Genomic DNA, 22,091 nt, shown 5'->3' with positions numbered 1-22,091 from the left:
ACAATACCTTACTGTCAATACGTTTCCGCCAAAAATTTGATCATTTGGGTTAATCATTTTTAGATCTTACGCTTAAATTCATTTTAAACTTAAAAAAACGAGCTAAAATGAAAATTTACGAGGCTATTAAAAAGGACCATGATATTCAAAGAGATTTATGTAGTAGGCTAAAAGATACTTCGGGAGACTCCAAGGAAAGAAAAAAACTCTGGATAGCCCTTAAAAAAGAACTGGAAGTACATGCCCTTGCCGAGGAGCGCTATTTTTACTCCCCATTGATAGACTCCGACGAAATGCAGGAAGATGCACGACATGGTATGGCCGAACATCATGAAATGGATGAACTAATCGAGGAGCTTACCAACACTGATATGAGTTCTCCCCATTGGCTAGCAACCTTAAAAAAGTTGGCGAACAAGGTAGAACATCATTTGGAGGACGAAGAAGAAGATTTCTTTGTTAAGGCCAAAGATTTGTATTCTGAAAAAGAAGCGGATTCTTTAGCGACAAGTTACGAGGCCACCATGGAGAAATATCGTAAAACATGGCCGGACTCCATCCCAGGAAAAGAAGAGTAAACTCTAAAATTCCAGTAGCAAAGCGGTTTTCCTTTTCCTAAGCTTGCTTTGCTTATTTTTGATTTATGTCCCATTACGACTATATCATTTTAGGTGGCGGTGCTGCTGGGTTATTATTGGCCGATGCCTTAGGGAAGGATGAATTCTTTGCCTCCAAGACTATTTTGATACTGGATAAAGATGACAAATCCAAAAATGACCGTACATGGTGTTTTTGGGAAAAAGGTATAGGTGATTTTGATGATTTAGCCTACAAAACCTGGGAGTCGATTTACGTTGCTGGGCAAAAATTGGACAAATCTACTTCCATTGCCCCATATACGTATAAAATGCTTCGGGGCATTGATTTTTACAATCACTATTTACCAAAGGTAAAGGCGTATCCAAACATTACTTGGATTCAAGTGGAGGTTACCCAAATTGAGGAAAGAAAAAATAAAGTTTTGGTGAGTACAGCATTCCAAAAATTTACAGGACAAACGGTATTTTCTAGCTTGTATGACCCTTCCATCCCTTTAAAACAAGATAAATTCCCTGTTTTACAACAACACTTCCTAGGATGGCAAATAAAAACCGAACGGTCGGTATTTGATTCTTCTGAGGCCACCTTCATGGACTTCTCTGTACCACAAAAAGGCAATACACGCTTTATGTATGTGCTTCCATTTTCTGAAAATGAAGCCTTAGTGGAGTACACGTTGTTTTCAGAACTTCTTTTGGAAAAAAGTGACTATGAACAAGCCATCAAAACATACATTAAAGAAAAATACAACGGCACTCCCTACACTATCCAGGAAACAGAGTTTGGCACCATACCCATGACCTGCTATCCATTCCATCAACACAATACGGAGCGGTTATTTTATATTGGGGTCGCTGGAGGGTGGGCCAAACCGAGCACCGGCTTCACCTTTTATCATACCAGTCAACAGATAAAACATTTGGTTAAACATCTAAAACAAAACAGACCACTTACCCAGTTTTATAAGAAGAGTCGCTTTCGGTTTTACGATATGCTTCTGTTAGATATTCTTTATAAAGACAATCACTTGGGACAATCCATCTTTGAATCGCTATTCCAAAAAAGAAAAGCTTCCCTGATTTTAAAGTTTTTGGGAAATGAATCCAGCCTATGGGATGAAGTGAAAATTATATCTGCGCCGCCACCCAAACCTTTCTTGAAAGCTTTATGGAAAAGACTATTTTAAACGTTGCGCTGCATTAGACTTTTTCCAAATTGAAGTAAAGCCTGCTTATTCGCTTCGGGAAGATTCATTTGGTCCAAAGTGGCAAATGCTTTTTCTGTATACTTTTTGATCTCAGCCTTGGTTTCATCAACCGCACCACTTTCTTCAAAAATTGACTTTACGGTTTCCACTTTGGCAGTAGAATTTTCGGGTTTAATGGAATACAGATGCAACAGCCCTTCACGGTTTTCCTGAGATGCATTTTCTAGCGACTTCAAGTACAAAAACGTCTTTTTGTTGACCATGATATCGCCTCCAACCTGTTTCCCAAAAGTCTTAGGGTCTCCAAAAGCATCTAAATAATCGTCCTGTAGCTGAAAAGCGATACCTAAATTTCGCCCAAACTCGTAGATAGCATCTGAATCTGAATCCGACGCATTCGCCACAATGGCCCCCATTTTCATAGCGGCTGCCACTAAAACCGAGGTTTTGTACTCAATCATTTTTAGATATTCTGGGATGGTAACATCATCGCGAGTTTCAAAGTCAACATCGTACTGTTGGCCCTCACAAACCTCAATGGCCGTTTTGCTAAAAAGGGTGGTCAGTTTTTTAAATACATCTGGTGGGTAGCTTTCAAAAAACTGGTAGGCCAAAATCAGCATGGCATCCCCAGAGAGGATTCCTGTGTTCAAATCCCATTTTTCATGAACCGTGGTCTTACCTCTTCGCAACGGGGCATCATCCATAATATCATCATGTACCAACGAAAAATTATGGAACATCTCAATGGCCAGAGCGGCATCCATAGCGATTTTTGGGTTTGCTCCAAAAAGCTCGGCAGTCATTAAAGTAAGTATGGGTCGCATTCGCTTACCTCCCAGTCCCAATATGTACGTAATAGGTTGATATAGATTTTGAGGTTCACCAAAATTGGTCCTCGATTCTAGGTATGAAACAAAGAAATCCCTGTATTGCCCAATGCTATTTTTGTCTGCCATGGAATCAAAAATACATTCAAAAACCCGAAAAATAGTATTATCCCATAAATCCCTGAAAAACAAAAGCATCCAAGACATGCATAGTACATCCTAAAAAAAGTTGCGTCAAAAATGCAATAGATTTGAAATACTTCGTCTTTACAGATGAAGCACACAACCAGTCCTTATTTGAATGGCCGCCAAAACAGAGAACAGAAATAACCTGACCACATTTTTCAATGAAGAGTACTATTCATTGAGGTCTTATGTGCAGTCCAAAATTCAGGATACCTCAGAGCGCGATGCTGAAGACATTGTGCAAGATGTTGCGTTACGAGTGTTCTCAAAGGCGGATGACATTTTGCCCATCAACAATGTTGGCGGTTTTGTGTACAGCGCCATACGAAACCGAATCATTGATATTATGCGTGGCAGAAAAGAGCGCAAATACTCCAGTGACGACATTGATCGTCAATGGCAAGACTTTGCCGAGCTCTTTTATGGAGACGCCGATAATTCATACTCTCCAGAAATGGAGCAGGCATTGAAAAATGCGGTAACCGAACTAAAACCGGTTTATAGGGACATCATCATCGCCATCGACTTCGAAGGATATACCTATAAAGAGATAGCCATAAGAACCGGTATATCCACAGGCACATTGATGTCGCGAAGGCATCGTGCCATGTCATTGTTATTAAAAAATCTAGAAAATATAAAAGAGTTTAAAAACATGTAATTATGGAACATTCAAAAGACTTTGAGAAAAAAATGGAGCGAAAAATGGAGCACTTTGTAAAAAAGGTGGTCAAGATAATTGCCATGGTCATCTTTGGAATCGCAGTTTTTCTGCTAGCCAATTATGTGCTCATGTGGTTATGGAACTGGCTCATGCCCGATTTGTTCGGATTATCCACCATAACCTACTGGCAAGCTCTGGGCATCTTTGTAATTGCCAAGCTTTTATTTGGTTTTGGTGGCGGGGGCAGTGGAAAAAATAGTGGCAAATCCCGTCACAAAAAGAAGTTTAAAACGGTCCATAGGTGTAGCACTATGCGAAGAGACTTTGAAGAGTGGAAACACTACGACCAATTTTGGAAAGAAGAAGGTGAAGAAGCTTATAAGAATTACGTAGAACGAATCAAAAACGACAATCATGATACCGAGTAAAAAGAACATCATTCAAGAACGCTACAAGCGTCAGTACAAATCCTTTTTTTGGAGTTTACGATCAAAAACCACGATTCAGTCCAAAAAAGATTTCCATTCTCGTCAATATATCGTTGGTTGGTCCCATTGAAAGTAAAAGTTTTTGACTTCGTTAAATAATTGTAAAACCTTGGAAACTATTTTTGTTTTTAAAGTTTCCTGAGTTACTTTTGCCGCTCATTATGAGGGAGAAGATTATACAAAAGGCAACGGAGTTGTTCTTAAACTTAGGTTTTAAGAGCGTGACCATGGACGATTTGGCCAATGAGATGGGGATTTCAAAAAAGACGATCTATTCCCATTTTCAGAATAAGACAGAACTGGTGGAAGAAAGCACTTCAAATCTGTACTGTGTTATTTCAGGTGGCATCAATGAGATTATAGCACAGCAAAAAAATCCAATTGAAGAACTCTATGAGATCAAAAAATTTGTAATGCTGCATTTAAAGGACGAAAAATCATCCCCCCAATACCAACTGCAGAAATACTATCCTAAAATTAGCCGCACCTTAAAGCAACGGCAGTATGAGGTAATGCTTGAGTGCGTCAAGGACAATGTCAATCGCGGCATGGAAATGGGCATTTACCGCGATAATCTCAACGTGGAATTCATATCTCGAATTTATTTTTCGGGGGTGAGTTGCATTAAGGACAATGAACTTTTCCCCGTTCAGATTTTCTCCATGCCACAGCTAATGGATTATTATCTAGAGTATCACCTCAGGGGCATTGTAACCCCAAAAGGAAGAAAAATACTAAACTCAATCATCAATTCAAATCAAGAATAAATGCGAACAACCCTAATCAGCCTATTCGTTTTAGTACCGTGGCTTGCATCAGCACAGGACACCATTCCAAGTTTCAGTTTGGATGAAGCCATTCAATACGCGCTGGAACATAATTACAGTGCCATGAACGCCTCGCGGGACATCGTGGATGCACAAAAACAGAAATGGGAGACCATTGCGACCGGACTTCCCCAAATTTCTGGAGCCGTTAGTTATCAAAACCAGTTAAAGCAGCCTGTATCACAGATTCCAGCCGAGTTTTTTGGCGGCGAACCTGGAACCTTCCAAGAAGTAGTCTTTGGGCAGCCCCAATCCATGGCGGCTTCGGCCACGTTAACCCAACAAATCTTTGACGGGTCATACATTGTGGGGGTCCAAGCCACCAAAACATTTTTAGACTACAGTCAGAACAACAAGGAAAAAACAGACCTTGATGTGAGAAAGGCCGTGGTGGAAGCCTATGGCAATGTGCTATTGGCACAAGAAAGTGTCTTGATTTCTGAAAAGAACAAAGCAACCTTGGAGAAAAACCTGTATGAGACCAAACGCATCTATGAAAACGGACTGGGTGATGAAGAAAGCGTGGACCAATTGCAGATTACGCTTTCCTCTGTAGATAACCAGTTGAAAAATGCCCAACGTTTGGAAAAGATTACGCTACAAATGCTCAATTTGGTTTTGGGCCTTCCCACCGAAACCCCAACGGTTTTGACTGAAGACCTCGATATCCTTACCCAAAAACAAATTGATTTGGGCCTATTGGATACTGATTTCAATATTGAAAGCAATGTGGACTATAAAATGGCGGTCAACCTCAACGAACAGCGATTTCTTGAATTGAAACTTGCCAAAAGTCGGGCCTTGCCCACCCTCAATGCATTTGTGAACTACGGTGGCAACTCTTTTAGTGACCGATTCAATTTCTTGAGTAGCGGACAGCAATGGTTTGGTTCCTCCGTTTTAGGCGTTGATCTTAACATCCCTATTTTTAGTTCGTTGGGACGAAGCGCCAGCACCCAACGGGCCAAAATTGCCCTTGAAAAGGCAAAAACCCAACTTACGGAGGCGCAGGAACAAATACGGCTTCAGTTGGAAAGTGCCAAAAGCGATTACATTCTTGCCGTTGAGCAGTATGGCACCTCAAAAGAGAACCTTGAACTGGCTGAACGTATTGAAACCAAAAATCAAATTAAATATACTGAAGGTCTGGCCACCAGCTTTGAGCTACGACAAGCACAAACCCAGCTCTACACCAGTCAACAAGAATATTTACAATCCATGGTTGATGTCATCAACAAGAAAACCGAACTGGAAACTATACTAAATCAATAACAACAACGAAAACCATATCATCATGAAAAAAATACTATACATAACCTTAACAGCTGTAGTTTTGGCTTCTTGTGGAGGTGGGTCCAACAACTCAGTCGAGAATGTCATCGCCAGTAACGACATAGGGGCCATTAGAGCCAAACAAGCAGAGATTTCCAAGGAGCAAAAAGCTTTGGAAATGAAGCTTAAATCATTGGATTCTGCCATTGCTGTTTTGGACGATAGCGCAAAGTTGCCACTGGTCACAGCAATCGAGGCCAAACCTCAAAAGTTTGACCACTACCTAGAACTGCAGGGCGATGTAATGACCAAACAAAATGTACTTATTTACCCCGAAATGGCCGGAACACTATACCGTGTCTACGTTAAGGAAGGCCAAAAGGTAAGCAAAGGACAGCTACTTGCCTCCATTGATGATGGTGGCCTTTCAAGCCAATTGGCACAATTGCGTACCCAAGAAGAATTGAGCAAAACCACTTTTGAACGCCAAAAAAGACTTTGGGAACAAAATATTGGTTCTGAAATACAATTCTTGCAGGCCAAGACCAATTATGAGTCTCAACGGAGTGCGGTAAAGCAACTGGAAAGTCAAGTCGCCAAATCCACCATTAGAGCGCCCTTTTCCGGAATCATTGATGATGTTATCAAGGACGAAGGTACTGTGGTATCCCCAGGTCCCGGTTCTGAAGTGTTCCGAATAGTAAACCTATCCAATATGTACATTGAGGTGGAAGTGCCAGAAAGCCACCTCACCAATGTTACCCCGGGCAAGGATGTTAAGGTGTATTTTCCTGTTTTGGGAGATAGTGTTAGCACCAAGATAAGGCAGACCGGTAATTTCATCAATCCTGCGAACCGCTCGTTTACGGCTGAAATCCCAGTGCCAAGTCATGATGGCAAAATAAAGCCCAACCTTACGGCAAGGGTCATGATTAATGATTATACAAGCGAGGATGCCATCTTAATCCCCCAAAGTATTGTTTCTGAAAATGCAGATGGTGAGCAGTATGTCTTTTTGGTGGATGCAGATTCTATTTCATCTGACCCCGTGGCCAGAAAAGTAGTCATTGAAACTGGCAAGACCCAAGGGGATTATGTAGAAGTACTATCAGGAATCAATAGTGGTGACGGCATTATTGATGAAGGGGCCCGAAGTGTAAAAGAAGGGCAAAAAGTCAAAATAAAGAACAATATATAGCCAATCAAATTATGAGCAAGCAGAAAAAAAGCGTAGATAAGGAATTTAGGCTGTCCTCATGGGCTATTGACAACAAAACAACCATGTATGTGTTGATTGCTGTCATTCTTTTCTTGGGAGCATCGGCTTATTTCAGTATGCCCAGGGAAAGTTTCCCTGAAATTAAGGAGACCAAAATTTACATCAGCTCACTATATCCCGGGAATACTGCTGAGGATATTGAAAAACTGATTACCGATCCCATTGAGGATGAATTGAAAACAGTAAGCAATGTAGTGGAAATCACCTCAACATCACAGGAAGATTATTCCATGATCATTGTGGAGTTCGATGAGAAAATAACTGTGGAAGCCGCCTTGCAAAAGGTTAAAGATGAAGTCGATTCCAAAACCGCTGGTGAGGACTGGCCTACATTTAATGGAGCTAAGGTGGAACCTAATGTTTTTGACCTCAGTATGTCCGAGGAAATTCCCATCCTCAATATCAATATTTCAGGTGATTATCCCGTGGACAAGCTCAAGGAATATGGCGAATATCTTGAAGACGAAATTGAAGGACTTCAAGAAATAAAGCAGGTTGACATCCGTGGTGCCCAAGAAAAAGAGGTCGAAGTTGCCGTGGACATTTACAAAATGATGGCCGCCAAAGTAAGTTTTAGCGATATCATCAACACCATTAGCAATGAAAACATGACCACTTCTGCAGGTAACCTGATCACTAGTGGGCAACGAAGGACTATTCGAATTATTGGTGAAATTGATGAACCAAAAGACCTTGAAAGCTTTGTGGTAAAATCGGAAAATGGCAATCCTATTTATTTAAGGGATGTTGCCGAAATCACTTTCAAGGAGGAGGACAAGACCACCTATGCCAGAGAATACGGTGAACCTGTAGTGATGCTCGATGTTAAAAAAAGGGCCGGGAAAAACATGGTGGCCGCTGCTGAGCAGATTCAGGTAATTGTGGATGATGCGCTTAAAAATGTATTTCCGCAAGACCTAAAAGTTACTATTGCCAACGACCAATCTTCCAAAACCATTGGGCAAGTGGACGATTTGGTGAACAACATTATTTTCGGGATTATCTTGGTGGTGACCGTATTGATGTTCTTCCTTGGTTTCAAAAATGCGCTGTTTGTTGGTTTTGCCATACCCATGTCCATGTTCATGTCCCTAATGATTTTGAACACCTTGGGCTATACCATGAACACCATGATTCTCTTTGGGTTGATTATGGGATTGGGAATGTTGGTGGATAATGGTATTGTGGTTGTGGAAAACGTTTACCGATTGATGGATGAAGAAGGTATGTCCAGAATTGAAGCGGCCAAAAAGGGTATAGGGGAAATTGCGTTTCCCATCATTATTTCTACCTTGACGACTGTTGCGGCCTTCGTTCCGCTTGGATTGTGGCCCGGTGTTATGGGCCAGTTTATGATCTATTTCCCGGTTACCCTTTCCGTGGTGTTAGGATCCTCCCTCTTCGTGGCCATCTTCTTCAACTCCGTTCTGGTGTCTCGGTACATGACCACTGAGGACAAAGAAATGCCTTTGAAGAACATTATAAGGATCACTTCAATTGTAGGCGCCATTGGTCTGTTGATCATCATTTTTGGCGGAAGCTATCGAGCCTTGGGCTCCGCTATGGTCTTAACGGCCATCATGCTTTGGGTCTATCGTTTGTTCCTACGAAATTGGGCCAATGGGTTTCAAAATAAAGTGCTTCCAAGATGGGAAAGATTTTATGAAAGAATTCTTCGCCGGGCTCTTTCTGGAAGAAAACCCATTTTCATTGCAGTTGGAACATTTGCACTTCTTTTGATTGCTTTTATGGGCTTTGGGGCATCCGTTGGCAGCCAACGGACCAAGGTGGAGTTCTTTCCGGACAATACCCCCAACCAGATTATTGTTTACATAGAATATCCAGAAGGAACTGACATTAAAAAGACCAATACAATTACCAAGGAAATTGAGCAACAGGTCTACGATATCGTCAATTCCGATGCTTACGAGCACGGGGATTATAATTTCTTGGTGGAAAGTGCGGTCTCACAGGTAGGTGAAGGCGCAGGCAACCCCCAAACCGATGGAGGTTCCGCTGCCGAAATGCCCCACCGCGGAAAGATTACGGCTACTATGCGCGAATACAAATATCGTGAAGGTGCAGACAGTAATGAGTTGCTTCGCAAGGTTCAAGAAGCCCTTAAGGATGTGTATCCCGGAGTGGCCATCTCGGTAGAAAAAGATGCAGTGGGCCCACCTGCGGGATATCCCATCAATATAGAACTCGAAGGGGATGATTATACTGATTTGATCAATACTGCCGAGCAAATGCGAAACTTTATCAATTCAAGAAACATTCCCGGGATTGATGAGCTGAAAATTGATGTAAACAAATCGAAACCCTCCATGTTGGTGGCGGTGGACCGGAAAAAAGCCGGAGAATTGGGTGTCGCCACCGGCCAGGTTGGCCAACAGCTCCGTAACTCCATTTTTGGAGCAAAAGCGGGCATTTACAAAGAAGGTGGGGAAGATTACGACATCTATGTCCGTTTCAATGAAGAAAACCGCTATAATACCAGCGCCATATTCAACCAACGAATCACGTTTAGGGATGCCTCCAACGGGCAGATCAAGGAAGTGCCGGTATCTGCTGTGGCCAAGCAAGTGAACAGCACTGGGTTCAGTGCCATTAAACACCGTGATACCAAGCGTGTGGTAACCGTATATTCTGCTTTGGCTCCAGGCTATACAGATGCAGGTGCAATTGTCAGCAAGATTCAAGATGAAATGAATGATTTTGAAGGACTTCCATCCGGTATAAAAATTGATTACACTGGCCAAATTGAGGAACAGAACAAACAAATGGCCTTTTTAATGGGTGCCTTTTTTACTGGACTTGGTCTTATTTTCTTCATTTTGATTTTCCAGTTTAATTCAGTTTCCAAGCCCGGCATTATTATGCTGGCCATATTCTTGAGTTTGATTGGAGTATTTGGGGGAATTGTTGCCACCGGAAGCGCTTTTGTGATCATGATGACCATGATGGGTATCATTTCCTTGGCAGGTATTGTGGTGAACAACGGTGTGGTCTTGTTGGATTACACTCAACTCCTCATTGACCGAAAGAAGGTGGCTCTTGATCTGGAAGAAGATGACCTATTAGATCCCGAAGACTTTAAGGAGGCTGTGGTAAAAGGTGGAAAAGCGAGGTTGCGACCTGTATTGCTGACCGCCATTACTACAATTTTAGGGTTGATTCCATTGGCCACAGGGTTCAATATTAACTTCTTTACGTTGATGAGTGAATTCAATCCCAACATTTACTTTGGGGGAGACAACGTAATCTTCTGGGGACCTCTGGCCTGGACCGTGATTTATGGGTTGCTGGTAGCCACCTTCCTAACACTGATAGTGGTACCCATCCTATTCAGCTTGGTCTACAGGATTAAGTTGAGGATTCAACGGAGGAGAAACAAGAAGGAGGAAAATAAAAAGGAAGAGCTAAACATGGCTGCGTAAATCCTGACATTTCTAAAAACAAAAAAGCCCCCCCGACCAAATGGTCGGGGCTTTCTTTTAAACACTGTTGTACTTAAAGGTCAACGGAAACAACTTCAGAATTGTTCCAATTCTTTACACTGACAATGCGATTATCGGAAAAATCCACTTCTTTTAAGATATCACCTTCCCAAAAGAACCACTTGCCAACTCTTGTTCCATTTTCATACGTACCAGAGGCAAGTTTTTTACCATTTGCATCATACATCAGCCACTCGCCGTGTAGTTTACCTTTCATTAAATAGCCAGTTTGGGCTATTTCACCGTTTTCGTGAAAATATGTAGCTTTTACCATTTTCCCCACTTTTTCCAAAGTCGGTTCTATATCTTGTGGATACATACAAACCGAAAACATCACTGCTAAAATAAATATTGCTTTCTTCATAGTCTATGGGTTTATAAAATCAATCTTTCTTAATCAATAACGATACAAATGTATTTAAATTTTACATTAAATAAATATTTATGTAACGTTTAATTTACATTAAATTAACATTGAAGTGGTAAATCACTGTTTTACAGCATATTGATTTAAAACCAAACAAAACAACAATCAACGTTTTATCGAAGAAATTGACCATTTTTTGGCATAAGTACCCCTCAATGTAAAATTAAAGTTAAGAAAAAGTTAGATGAACATCATCCAATAAAATCATAAAGTTTAAATTGAACACACCTAAAAAATACTCTTCAAGTAGAAAATCCCTTTATCTAACCCTAGATTTCGGTATTCCTATTAAATTTGCCCTCCAGAACAAATAAGATGTACAGAAGCAATACTTGTGGGGCTCTGAGAGCTTCACACATCGGGTCAGAAGTTGTATTGAGTGGTTGGGTCCATAAACTGCGAGACAAAGGTTTTGTGGCATGGGTTGATCTACGTGATCGCTATGGCATTACACAATTGGTTTTTGATGAGGAAAGAACCTCAAAAGAGCTCTTGGAAAAAGCCCGGGAACTTGGTCGTGAAACCGTTATCCAAGCTAAGGGGCAGGTTATCGAACGAGCATCCAAAAATCCAAATATCCCTACGGGAGAGATTGAGGTCTTGGTCACCGAACTCACCATTTTGAACAAATCCCTTTTACCTCCATTCACCATTGAGGATGACACCGATGGCGGCGAGGATATCCGTATGAAATACCGCTATTTGGACATCCGAAGGAATCCGGTAAAAAACAACCTCATCTTCAGGTCTAAAGTAACCATGGAGGTGCGCAAATATCTTTCCGATCAAGGTTTTATTGATGTAGAAACTCCGTATCTCATCAAATCCACCCCCGAAGGCGCAAGAGATTTTGTGGTACCAAGCCGAATGAACGAAGGTCAGTTTTATGCATTGCCCCAGTCGCCCCAGACCTTTAAACAATTACTGATGGTGGGCGGTATGGACAAATACTTCCAAATTGTAAAATGCTTTCGGGATGAAGATTTACGTGCTGACCGTCAACCTGAGTTTACCCAGATAGACTGCGAAATGGCCTTTGTGGAGCAAGAAGACATCCTCAACACATTTGAAGGGCTTACCAAACATCTATTGAAAGAAATAAAAGGCGTGGAAGTGGAAGAATTTCCTAGAATGACCTTTGATGATGCTATGCGCTTGTACGGCAATGACAAGCCCGACATCCGTTTTGGAATGCAATTCGGGGAACTGAACGCTGTGGCCCAACACAAAGACTTTAATGTCTTTAACTCAGCTGAATTGGTAGTGGGTATTGCCGTTCCCGGAGCTGCAGAATACACTCGAAAAGAAATTGATGCGCTTATCGATTGGATAAAACGGCCCCAAGTAGGAGCCAAAGGCATGGTTTATGTAAAATGTAACGAAGATGACACTTTTAAATCTTCGGTGGACAAGTTCTATGACCAAGAGGATTTGGCCAAATGGGCAGAAGTGACCGGAGCCAAACCGGGCGACCTAATTTGTGTACTTTCCGGAAAGACGAATGAAACAAGAGCACAACTAAGCGCTCTCCGAATGGAACTGGCAACAAGGCTCGGTCTTAGAAAACCAGATGAGTTTGCTCCGTTATGGGTTGTAGACTTTCCGTTATTGGAACTTGATGAAGAAACCGGCACTTATCATGCCATGCATCACCCGTTTACATCACCCAAACCAGGTCAATTGGACCTCTTGGAGACCGACCCTGGTGCCGTTAAGGCCAATGCCTACGATTTAGTACTAAACGGAAATGAGATTGGTGGAGGTTCCATCCGTATCCATGATAAACAGGTACAGGCAACCATGTTCAAACATTTGGGCTTTACCCCCGAAGAGGCCAAGGCCCAGTTCGGATTTTTAATGGATGCTTTCCAATATGGTGCTCCACCCCACGGAGGTATTGCCTTTGGCTTAGACCGATTGGTGGCCATTTTGGGCGGACACGAAACCATACGCGATTTTATTGCCTTCCCAAAAAATAACAGTGGCAGGGATGTTATGATCGATGCACCTGCTCCCGTTGATGATGAACAGTTAAAGGAGCTGCACCTAAAGTTGGACCTTTAAAAAATATGTCAATCCCGCCAAACGCGGGATTTTTTAATACATTTAAGTGTATCATTGACCCCATGCCCAAAAAGAGCAAAAAATATTTAACCCGTTTTCTAAAATGGCGATATAAAAACATCTCCAACAAGACCTTTGTGCACATTATGAGTTTGGTGGTTGGTTTTTTGGCAGGGTTGGTGGCCGTAACCTTGAAAAACTTCACCTATTTTATTGAATCACTATTGAAAATGGGTGTCGTCTTTTCTGAAAACCAACTGTACTTTATTTTACCCACTATTGGTTTGACCTTGGTTTACCTCTACGTAAAGTTTGTGCACAAAAAACCAATTCAACATGCGGTTTCATCCATCATCTTCTCACTGTCCAAAAAAGGAGGATTGCTAACCGTAAAAGATATTTACACCCCTTTGATAACTGCACCACTTACCGTTGGGTTTGGAGGTTCCGTGGGGTTGTTGGGGCCAGCGGTAAAGTCTGGTTCCGCCATAAGTTCCAATTTAAGCAGACTATTTCATATTGATACCAAAACACGTTCCCTGTTGGTAGCCTGTGCCTCAGCCGGCGCAATATCATCTATTTTTCAATCGCCGATTGCAGCCATTATTTTTGCGGTGGAAGTATTTACGTTGGACCTGACCATGCTCTCAATGCTCCCACTATTGTTGGCTTCGATATCTGGTGTACTCACTTCCTATTTCTTCTTGGGAAACGAAGTGCTTTTTAGCTTTTCACTAACGGAAGGTTTTCAATTAAAGGACACCCCATTTTATGTCTTACTTGGAGTAGGTACTGCTTTTGCCTCCATCTATTTTACAAAGATGTATTTTGCCATCCTTACCTTTTTTAAGCGTTTCAAAAGTCCAAAGTACAAGCTTTTAGTGGGCGGTATTGCCATAGGGATAATGCTCTACGCCATTCCTCCACTCTATGGTGAAGGTTTTGGGTTTATCAACAGTCTTTTGGAAGGAAATCATCTAAAGGCATTGGGCAAGACCCCGTTTGATGCCTATGTCAGCAATATCTGGGTAGTGATTGCCCTCTTGTTCGGAATCACCATATTCAAGGCCATTGCCATGACCACAACATTTGCGGCTGGCGGAGCAGGTGGAATATTCATTCCCACCATGGTTATGGGAAGTGCGTTGGGCAATGTAGTGGCCAAGGTCATCAACAATCTGGGGCTTGGGTTTTCCGTATCAGAAAGTAATTTTACACTCATTGGCATGGCTGGCTTGATCGCAGGAGTAATCCATGCGCCATTGACCGCCATTTTCTTGATAGCCGAAATCACGGGGGGCTATGAACTCTTCGTTCCGCTGATGATAACCGCATCCATATCGTATCTGACCACAAAAAATGCCATGGATTATACCATTTACACCAAGGAACTTGCAAAAATTGGTGCATTGCTATCCCACAATAAAGATCAAATGGTTTTAGGGCTCATGGAAATTGAAGATGTAATCGAAAAAAATTTCAAAGCAGTCCACCCCGACATGTCTTTGGGAGAAATGCTGCACGAATCCGTTTCCAAATCCAAACGGAACATTTTTCCCGTATTGGACAATGACAAAAAACTAATGGGTATTATTGTTTTGGATGATATTAGGCAATTCATGTTTGATCGGGAACTTTATGACACCATCTACGTAAAAAACTTGATGCATGCACCCCCAGAACACATTTTTTACGGCAAGGATACCATGAAACAGGTAATGAAAAAATTTCAGGACAGCGGTGCTTGGAACTTGCCTGTGATAAAGGATGGAAAATATGAAGGGTTCATCTCAAAATCCAAATTGTTGACGGCCTACCGAAGAAAATTGATCAATTATACCCAATGAAAATTAAGTTTAAACATATCATCGTTTTTATAACCCTGCTTTCATTTTGCTCCATAGTGTACGGTTTCACCCTTGATGAAGAGCAAACAAGTTCAGCACATAAATACATTGGCTTGGGCACTGTTGGCTTGTTCTTGGTGGCAATGCCCCTATTTCTTTATAAGGAAAGTAAGCACAAGGACATGAAAAATTACATGCTCACCAAAGACAATATTAGGAAAATGCAGGACAAAGAGGGCAAAAATACTGAGAATCAATAATTTTCTAAGATTTAATACTATATTCATCCAAAGCGACGTAAAAAAGTATATTTTAGTGTTTTAACAAATTATTTTTTTAATGACCGGTACAGTAAAATTTTTTAATGGATCCAAAGGTTATGGGTTCATTACAAACGACAAAACAGGAAAAGACATTTTCGTTCATGTTACAGCGTTGAACGGAGTAGAATTGAACGACGGCGACAAAGTAGAATACGAGGAAGAAGAAGGAAGAAAAGGATTGGTTGCTGCCCAAGTGCAGGTAATCGGATAACAATATTTTATTTTGATTTTTTACCACCCCCGATTTTTCGGGGGTTTTTATTTAGTTCAGGTTCCTTCTTTGGATAAAAAAACGCTTCAACAATTCAGCAGCTTCATTTTCCAAAATCCCTCCCACAATTTCCGTCTTGGGATGCAAATGGCCCCCCATTACATTGAACCCGCGCTCTAAATCAGGTGCTCCATAAACCACTTTGGAAATCTGGCTCCAGTACAATGCCCCTGCACACATTTGGCAGGGCTCCAAGGTTACGTAGAGCGTACACCCCGTTAAATATTTCCCGCCCAGAAAATTTGAGGCCGCGGTAATGGCCTGCATCTCGGCATGTGCGGTAACATCCTTTAAGCGTTCTGTAAGGTTGTGGGCCCTGCCAATAATTCTGTTGTTCACCACGACCACAGCACCTACAGGCACTTCACCATTGTCAAAAGCTATTTCTGCCTCTTGTAGGGCCTTCTTCATAAAATAGGTGTCGTCAAACGGATTTTCCACAACTTTTTTTAAAGTTTTTATGAGATGGCTAAGCTACACATAAAATAATTTTACTGATTATAGGTACTTTTGTTTTTTATCCATTGAAAAAGCTTTTAACACATATAGAATCCCCGAAAGATCTCAGAAAACTCTCTTTGGATGAGCTGCCCAAACTTGCCCAAGAACTTCGGGAATTCATTATTGATATTGTATCCACCAAAGAAGGGCATTTAGGTGCCAGTTTAGGCGTTGTGGAGCTCACCATTGCCTTGCACTATGTTTTTGATACGCCTAATGACAAACTCATTTGGGATGTGGGCCATCAGGCCTACGGCCATAAGATATTGACAGGCCGAAAGGAAATATTCGATACCAACCGTCAACTCGGGGGAATTAGTGGATTCCCAAAACGAAGTGAAAGTGAATACGATGATTTTGGAACCGGACATAGTTCAACGGCCATCTCAGCCATTTTGGGCATGGCCATGGCTTCAAAATTGAACGGAAAACCTTCCAAACAACATATTGCGGTGGTAGGTGATGCGTCCATTGCCAGTGGTATGGCTTTTGAAGGACTCAATCATTTAGGGGTCACCAATGTAAACGCCCTTGTAGTTCTCAATGACAATGCCATTGGAATAGACCCTAGTGTCGGGGCCCTAAAAAAATACCTCACCAATGTAAAAAAAGGCACAGCCAAAGATGAAAACATTTTTGAATGTCTGAATTTGAAGTATTCAGGCCCCATGGATGGGCATGATGTAATAGGATTGGTTCAAGAATTACAACGGTTGAAAAATGTTGAAGGCCCCAAACTCCTCCATATAATAACAACCAAGGGAAAGGGGTTAAAAAAGGCTGAAGAAGATCAGGTGGTCTATCATGCCCCTGGAAAATTTGACAAAACTACCGGGGAACGGCTCAAAAAATCTCAAGAAATACAACCCCCCAAGTACCAAGATGTTTTTGGACTCACACTGGTTGAACTTGCTGAAAAAAATAATAAAATAGTGGGCATCACCCCGGCAATGCCAACAGGAAGTTCCTTAAAATACATGATGGAAAAAATGCCGGACCGGGCATTTGATGTGGGTATTGCGGAACAACATGCCGTTACTCTTTCTGCAGGAATGGCAACACAGGGACTTGTTCCTTTTTGTAATATTTATTCCACCTTTTTGCAGCGGGCCTATGACCAAATAATCCATGATGTGGCCTTACAAAACCTTCCTGTCATCTTTTGTTTGGACCGCGCCGGATTGGTGGGACAGGATGGACCAACGCATCATGGCGTTTTTGACATGGCCTATTTACGCTGCATTCCCAATTTGACAGTGTTCGCTCCCATGAACGAAATGGAACTAAGAAACATCATGTACACTGCCCAAATGGGATTAGATGGCCCTATCGCCATTCGATATCCTAGAGGACACGGAGTGACTTTGGAGTGGAAAACTAGTTTTGAGTCCATTGAAATAGGTACCGCTCATTGTTTAAAGGAAGGTACCCAAGTTGCAATTCTTTCCATTGGTCACATTGGAAATGAAATCACCCGCCTCTTGAAAGCTCTCAATGATCCAGATACCATTGGCCACTACGATATGCGATTTGTAAAACCTTTGGATAAAAAGATGCTCCATACTATTTTTAAACAATACAGTCATATTATTACCGTGGAAGATGGTTGCGAAATGGGGGGATTTGGTTCTGCGGTACTTGAATTTGCCAACAGCGAAGGGTATTCAAAACCCGTTAAAATTTTTGGCATTCCTGATAAGTTTGTTGCACAAGGCACAATTCCCGAGACCCACCAACTGGCTGGTATAGATTTTGATACCTTACATTCCTATATAAAATCAACCTTAAACCAATGCGATTAATTTGCTTTCTTGTTCTTTTTGTTACCGTTTGCCTTTCCGCACATGCGCAAGGAGACCCATTCAAGGTTTTTGAGCTGAAATCCGATAGCACCGATTACACCTTTAAAGTGGTTCGTATTAAGGATGTTAAGCTCAAGTATGTGCCAAGAAGCGCTAAATTGAGGGACCCCAGGGCGGTTTTAAATCGAATTAAGCCATTGCGCAGATGGTACAAACGCTTTGAACCCACTTCATTCTGGAAAAAAATCAATGAATTTGGCTTAAACATCAATGAGGTTGCCTTTGTGAATTGGAACGCAGGGGGAGACAATTCCGTTTCAGCTTTGGCCAGTATGCGGTTTGGGCGCAACTATAAGTTTAGGTACCTCAACTGGAACAACGAGGCTGTATTTAGGTATGGACTCAATGCGCAAGAAGGAAGAAAGCTCAGAAAAACCGATGATCAAATTAGACTTACTTCAACCATAAGTTTTAGAAAAGATACCCTAACCAATTGGTATTATTCGGTCAAGACAAATTTCAATACGCAATTCTCCAATGGTTTTAAATATCCGGACAGAGAAAACCCAATTTCCAGGTTTATGGCTCCCGGATATCTCTTCTTAGGTATGGGTACGTCCTATATCTCCACCCAAGACAACTTTAATCTATATATCTCTCCGGCCACAATGAAATCCACTTTTGTATTGGATGAAACCCTTTCGAACCAAGGGGCCTTTGGAGTGGAAGAAGGTGAAAACTTGTTTTTGGAACTTGGTTTTCTTATCACCAATACTTGGGAGAAAGAAATAGTCCGAAACGTAAAAATGAACCACAGAATAAATCTCTACACGGACTATGTCAGAAGTTTTGGGAACATAGATGTAGATTGGGAAATGAACTTTAATCTAAAGGTAAATGATTACATCAAGGCAAACATTGGAACGCATCTCATCTACGATGACGATATTAAATTTGATGAAGTTGTGGCCGATGACGGTACCGTCATAGACCCCGGAATACCAAGGATTCAATTTAAGCAGCTATTGGGTGTGGGAATCCTTTATAGTTTTTAGATTTTCCGCCCTGTAAGCTTATCATGGATGTGTACCGCAGCACTATCCGATAGACTGGCCACAAAACAACTGGTATCCAAAAGGATTTTATAGACTGAAGTGTCTGAATTCCTGTAATTTTCTGGCAAACTTCTGATCAACAATCCATCATAATTGCTTGCATTTTCCTCCTTGGTATTGATCAATGCGTTGGTATACATATCCAGTAAATCCGAGATAATGCGATACCCTGCCAATTCTTTGTCCACCACCTCAACAGATTGATATATTTTTTCAACACTCAACTTTATGATGTCCTCTACTTGGGGTTGATATTTCCCTTTATCCAAAAGGGCAGCATCGAACGTCCCTTCAAGAATTTCAGATTCGTGCTTCACAAAAACATCAACCGCATCCCTAATCAAAGTATTGATTGCCAAAGCCCGCAAATAGCTTAATCTATCGCTGGAGTTAGTCATGGCGTTGTATTTTTTGGTGTTGATGTTGTCCTTCACCAAATTAATGAGATACTCCAATGCATACTCCTCTGGAATAAGCCCCAAATTGATGCCATCCTCAAAATCTATAATGGTATAGCAGATGTCATCCGCGGCTTCCACCAAATAAGTCAACGGATGCCTATAAAACCCAGTTCCGGGATTGTTTGGGTTAGTCGCCAATCCGATTTCTTCCACCACTTCCATAAAAAAATCCTTTTCAGATTGGAAAAACCCGAACTTTTTGTCCGCAATGTGCTTGGATGGTTTTTTTGGCAAAGATGCTTTTGGGTATTTCATAAAAGCACCCAATGTGGCATAGCTCAATCTCAACCCTCCAGGAACCCCATCCCGAGCTTCCGTCAACAATTTAAACCCATTGGCATTTCCTTCAAAATCCACCAAATCTTGATATTCTTCCGCAGATAGTGACGCTTTGTATTTTTTGCCGTTACCTTGCTTAAAATAATTGCCGATGGCCTTTTCCCCACTATGTCCAAAAGGTGGGTTTCCAATATCATGCGCCAAGGCAGCCGCCGCCACAATAGCACCAAAATCATTGAAATGATACCCGTGAACATCGGCCAAGTACGGATACTTGGATAATATTTGTTGCCCCGCAGTGCGCCCTAAGCTTCTCCCTACCACCGAAACTTCCAAGCTATGGGTGAGCCTGGTATGCACAAAATCCTTTTTGGAACCCACGCTTATGGGCATGGGCACTACCTGGGTCTTGTCTTGAAGGCTTCGGAACGCCGAGGAAAAAATGATACGGTCATAGTCCACCTCAAATCCTAAACGGGTCTCTTCTTGTTCTTTACGGAGTCGTTTATGCGTGTCTCCCTGTCGCTTTAAGGAAAGTAGCTGTTCCCATTCCATTGGCAGTTAATTTGAAGTGCAATATACGATCAACCTTTATCAACTCAAAAGAAAGAAAGGATGTCGGCACTAACTTCCACAATACTAGAAGTTTTAATGATTACTTAAACTTAAAATTACAGTTAAGAAATCTCAAGAGACCACTTTTGGTGCTTTAACTTAAGGATTTCTTTACGGATATTAGTTTTTGTCGACTATTCTTGGAAATCCTCGGGGCTACCTCAGCTGAGGTAGCCCTTTTTTGTGGATAAAACCTTCTTAATATAACATAAAAGAAACGTTATCTTAACATTGCATGTAGTTCTTTGCGGCGACAAAAACTAGTACCGTAATGAATTTCAAAAAGTTAGCCCTTCGTGGGTTTTGCTTTCTATTCCTATACGTGCCATATTCTTATTCACAAGAACTTGAACCGTCTACATTTGGCAACGGATTACTGAATTTTATGGGCAAGGACAGTACATGGTCTGCAAAGGTAGGAGCCAGAATGCAACTTTTAACAATTTCAAGTTGGAGCAAAACTGATGAAGGCTATACAAATCCGGAACAAAACTTCTTAGTCCGTAGAGCACGATTAAAATTTGATGGTTTTATTCACTCTCCCAAACTTGTTTACAAAATAGAGCTTGGACTTTCAAACCGAGATATTTCTGGAGGTTCACAGTTTACCGGAAACACCCCGAGATACATTTTGGATGCGGTTGTTAAATGGAACTTTTATCAAAATTTTGTGTTGTGGTTTGGCCAGACCAAACTTCCCGGAAACATAGAACGGGTAATTTCATCAGGAAATTTACAACAGGTAGATCGTTCTTTGCTCAATGCCAGATTTAATATTGATCGGGATATGGGTTTTCAACTGAGACATCACTTTACCTTGGGCGAGAAGATGTTGGTGCGTGAAAAATTTGCCTTTTCCCAAGGAGAAGGCAGGAATGTTACTGTAGGTAATCTTGGTGGGCATCAATATACCTCACGGCTTGAGGTATTGCCTTTTGGCAAATTTACTTCCAAAGGGGATTATATGGGAGCTGACTTAAAACGTGAAGAAACCGTAAAATTAATGCTTGCTGCTACGTATGACATTAATAAGGATGCTGTGAAAACCAGAAGCAATATGGGCCAATACATGTTTAATGATACTGGATTTTATCAAACAGATATTTCAACTGTTTTTATTGATTTAATGTTGAAATACAAGGGTTTCTCGCTTATGGGCGAATATGCCAATCGTGACTCGGACAATCCCGTTGCCCTAAACTCTGATGGTTCCGAAACAGGAGATACGGTACAGGTTGGTAATGGGCTAAACCTACAAACCGGTTATCTTTTTAAAAATAATTGGGAGGTTTCAGGACGGTTTACAAATATTCATTTAAATGAAGAGATAACAGGAAGAGAACATGAGCAACAATATACTTTGGGAATTTCAAAATATATTGTAGGACATAAGCTAAAGGTGCAAACCGATTTAAGTTACTTAACTTTAGAGCATGGAGTCAATGAGTTAATGTGGCGTTTACAAATGGAGGTGCACCTGTAAAAGATAACCTTAACATAACTTAGGCATAGGCCATTATCAAGATATTTGAA

19 protein-coding genes are annotated in these 22,091 nt (G+C 41.4%); 15 read left to right on the top strand and 4 right to left on the bottom strand.

Translation table 11 applies throughout. The annotated features are described in order from the left end of the window. The first annotated feature begins 107 nt into the window (after positions 1-107). Together AB1A65_RS05255 and AB1A65_RS05250 are read left to right on the top strand one after the other, a co-directional pair. Positions 108-578, top strand: coding sequence for a hemerythrin domain-containing protein (locus AB1A65_RS05255; protein ID WP_366586358.1), 471 nt, complete (start codon positions 108-110; stop codon positions 576-578). Positions 579-643: 65 nt separating this feature from the next. After that, complete coding sequence (locus AB1A65_RS05250; RefSeq protein WP_366586355.1) at positions 644-1,786, top strand: lycopene cyclase family protein; 1,143 nt, start codon at positions 644-646, stop codon at positions 1,784-1,786. Here the strand turns inward: AB1A65_RS05250 and AB1A65_RS05245 are convergent. Then, the gene (locus tag AB1A65_RS05245) at positions 1,783-2,766 is read right to left on the bottom strand and encodes a polyprenyl synthetase family protein (RefSeq protein ID WP_366586352.1); all 984 of its coding nucleotides are present in this window, start codon (positions 2,764-2,766) and stop codon (positions 1,783-1,785) included. The genes AB1A65_RS05250 and AB1A65_RS05245 overlap by 4 nt on opposite strands. Before the next feature lie 172 nt (positions 2,767-2,938). On the opposite strand from AB1A65_RS05245, the gene AB1A65_RS05240 reads away from it, so the two are divergent. The 6 genes from AB1A65_RS05240 to AB1A65_RS05215 all read left to right on the top strand — a co-directional run bounded on the left by AB1A65_RS05240 (position 2,939) and on the right by AB1A65_RS05215 (position 10,793). Further along, positions 2,939-3,484, top strand: a complete 546-nt coding sequence (locus AB1A65_RS05240) for an RNA polymerase sigma factor (RefSeq protein WP_366586349.1) — start codon at positions 2,939-2,941, stop codon at positions 3,482-3,484. Between the two features lie 2 nt (positions 3,485-3,486). Then, complete coding sequence (locus tag AB1A65_RS05235; protein WP_366586347.1) at positions 3,487-3,915, top strand: hypothetical protein; 429 nt, start codon at positions 3,487-3,489, stop codon at positions 3,913-3,915. Between the two features lie 221 nt (positions 3,916-4,136). Next, a complete protein-coding gene (locus AB1A65_RS05230; RefSeq protein ID WP_366586344.1) occupies positions 4,137-4,742 on the top strand; it encodes a TetR/AcrR family transcriptional regulator in 606 nt (201 codons plus the stop codon). Then, entirely contained in the window at positions 4,743-6,074 is a 1,332-nt protein-coding gene (locus tag AB1A65_RS05225) for a TolC family protein (RefSeq protein WP_366586341.1), read from the top strand. It begins immediately after the preceding gene. 22 nt (positions 6,075-6,096) lie between these two features. After that, positions 6,097-7,272 (top strand): efflux RND transporter periplasmic adaptor subunit, encoded by a 1,176-nt coding sequence (locus tag AB1A65_RS05220; protein ID WP_366586339.1) that lies wholly within the window; start codon positions 6,097-6,099, stop codon positions 7,270-7,272. A gap of 11 nt (positions 7,273-7,283) precedes the next feature. Further along, positions 7,284-10,793: an efflux RND transporter permease subunit gene (locus AB1A65_RS05215; RefSeq protein ID WP_366586336.1), complete on the top strand. Its 3,510-nt coding sequence runs from the start codon at positions 7,284-7,286 to the stop codon at positions 10,791-10,793. Positions 10,794-10,866: 73 nt separating this feature from the next. Here AB1A65_RS05215 and AB1A65_RS05210 read toward each other — a convergent pair whose 3' ends face one another. Continuing rightward, on the bottom strand, positions 10,867-11,217 hold the full coding sequence (locus AB1A65_RS05210; protein WP_366586333.1) for a nicotinic acid mononucleotide adenyltransferase: 351 nt from the start codon (positions 11,215-11,217) through the stop codon (positions 10,867-10,869). A 378-nt stretch (positions 11,218-11,595) separates the two neighbouring features. On the opposite strand from AB1A65_RS05210, the gene aspS reads away from it, so the two are divergent. The 4 genes from aspS (at position 11,596) to AB1A65_RS05190 (ending at position 15,725) form a co-directional block, all read left to right on the top strand. Continuing rightward, a complete protein-coding gene (aspS, locus tag AB1A65_RS05205) occupies positions 11,596-13,344 on the top strand; it encodes an aspartate--tRNA ligase (protein ID WP_366586330.1) in 1,749 nt (582 codons plus the stop codon). A 62-nt stretch (positions 13,345-13,406) separates the two neighbouring features. Continuing rightward, a complete protein-coding gene (locus AB1A65_RS05200; RefSeq protein ID WP_366587073.1) occupies positions 13,407-15,191 on the top strand; it encodes a chloride channel protein in 1,785 nt (594 codons plus the stop codon). Continuing rightward, positions 15,188-15,451 (top strand): hypothetical protein, encoded by a 264-nt coding sequence (locus AB1A65_RS05195; protein ID WP_366586328.1) that lies wholly within the window; start codon positions 15,188-15,190, stop codon positions 15,449-15,451. The genes AB1A65_RS05200 and AB1A65_RS05195 overlap by 4 nt, the downstream gene beginning before the upstream one ends. A gap of 79 nt (positions 15,452-15,530) precedes the next feature. Continuing rightward, entirely contained in the window at positions 15,531-15,725 is a 195-nt protein-coding gene (locus AB1A65_RS05190) for a cold-shock protein (RefSeq protein WP_366586326.1), read from the top strand. A 51-nt stretch (positions 15,726-15,776) separates the two neighbouring features. Here the strand turns inward: AB1A65_RS05190 and AB1A65_RS05185 are convergent, their stop codons facing one another. Next, the gene (locus tag AB1A65_RS05185; RefSeq protein WP_366586324.1) at positions 15,777-16,226 is read right to left on the bottom strand and encodes a nucleoside deaminase; all 450 of its coding nucleotides are present in this window, start codon (positions 16,224-16,226) and stop codon (positions 15,777-15,779) included. An 83-nt stretch (positions 16,227-16,309) separates the two neighbouring features. Here AB1A65_RS05185 and dxs point away from each other — a divergent pair, with 83 nt between their 5' ends. Both dxs and AB1A65_RS05175 read left to right on the top strand, forming a co-directional pair. Further along, entirely contained in the window at positions 16,310-18,088 is a 1,779-nt protein-coding gene (gene dxs / locus AB1A65_RS05180) for a 1-deoxy-D-xylulose-5-phosphate synthase (protein ID WP_366586321.1), read from the top strand. Then, positions 18,079-19,143, top strand: coding sequence for a DUF3078 domain-containing protein (locus AB1A65_RS05175; protein ID WP_366586318.1), 1,065 nt, complete (start codon positions 18,079-18,081; stop codon positions 19,141-19,143). The genes dxs and AB1A65_RS05175 overlap by 10 nt, the downstream gene beginning before the upstream one ends. Here AB1A65_RS05175 and dgt read toward each other — a convergent pair. Continuing rightward, complete coding sequence (dgt, locus tag AB1A65_RS05170; RefSeq protein ID WP_366586315.1) at positions 19,140-20,498, bottom strand: dGTP triphosphohydrolase; 1,359 nt, start codon at positions 20,496-20,498, stop codon at positions 19,140-19,142. The genes AB1A65_RS05175 and dgt overlap by 4 nt on opposite strands. 331 nt (positions 20,499-20,829) lie before the next feature. Here dgt and AB1A65_RS05165 point away from each other — a divergent pair, with 331 nt between their 5' ends. Continuing rightward, on the top strand, positions 20,830-22,041 hold the full coding sequence (locus AB1A65_RS05165; protein WP_366586313.1) for a porin: 1,212 nt from the start codon (positions 20,830-20,832) through the stop codon (positions 22,039-22,041). The last annotated feature ends 50 nt before the right edge of the window (positions 22,042-22,091 follow it).

This window comes from Allomuricauda sp. ANG21, from assembly GCF_040705235.1.
In the GTDB taxonomy this organism is placed as follows: domain Bacteria; phylum Bacteroidota; class Bacteroidia; order Flavobacteriales; family Flavobacteriaceae; genus Flagellimonas; species Flagellimonas marina.
Note: the sequence above shows the minus strand (reverse complement) of the source record. Positions and strands in the feature narration are given on the sequence as shown.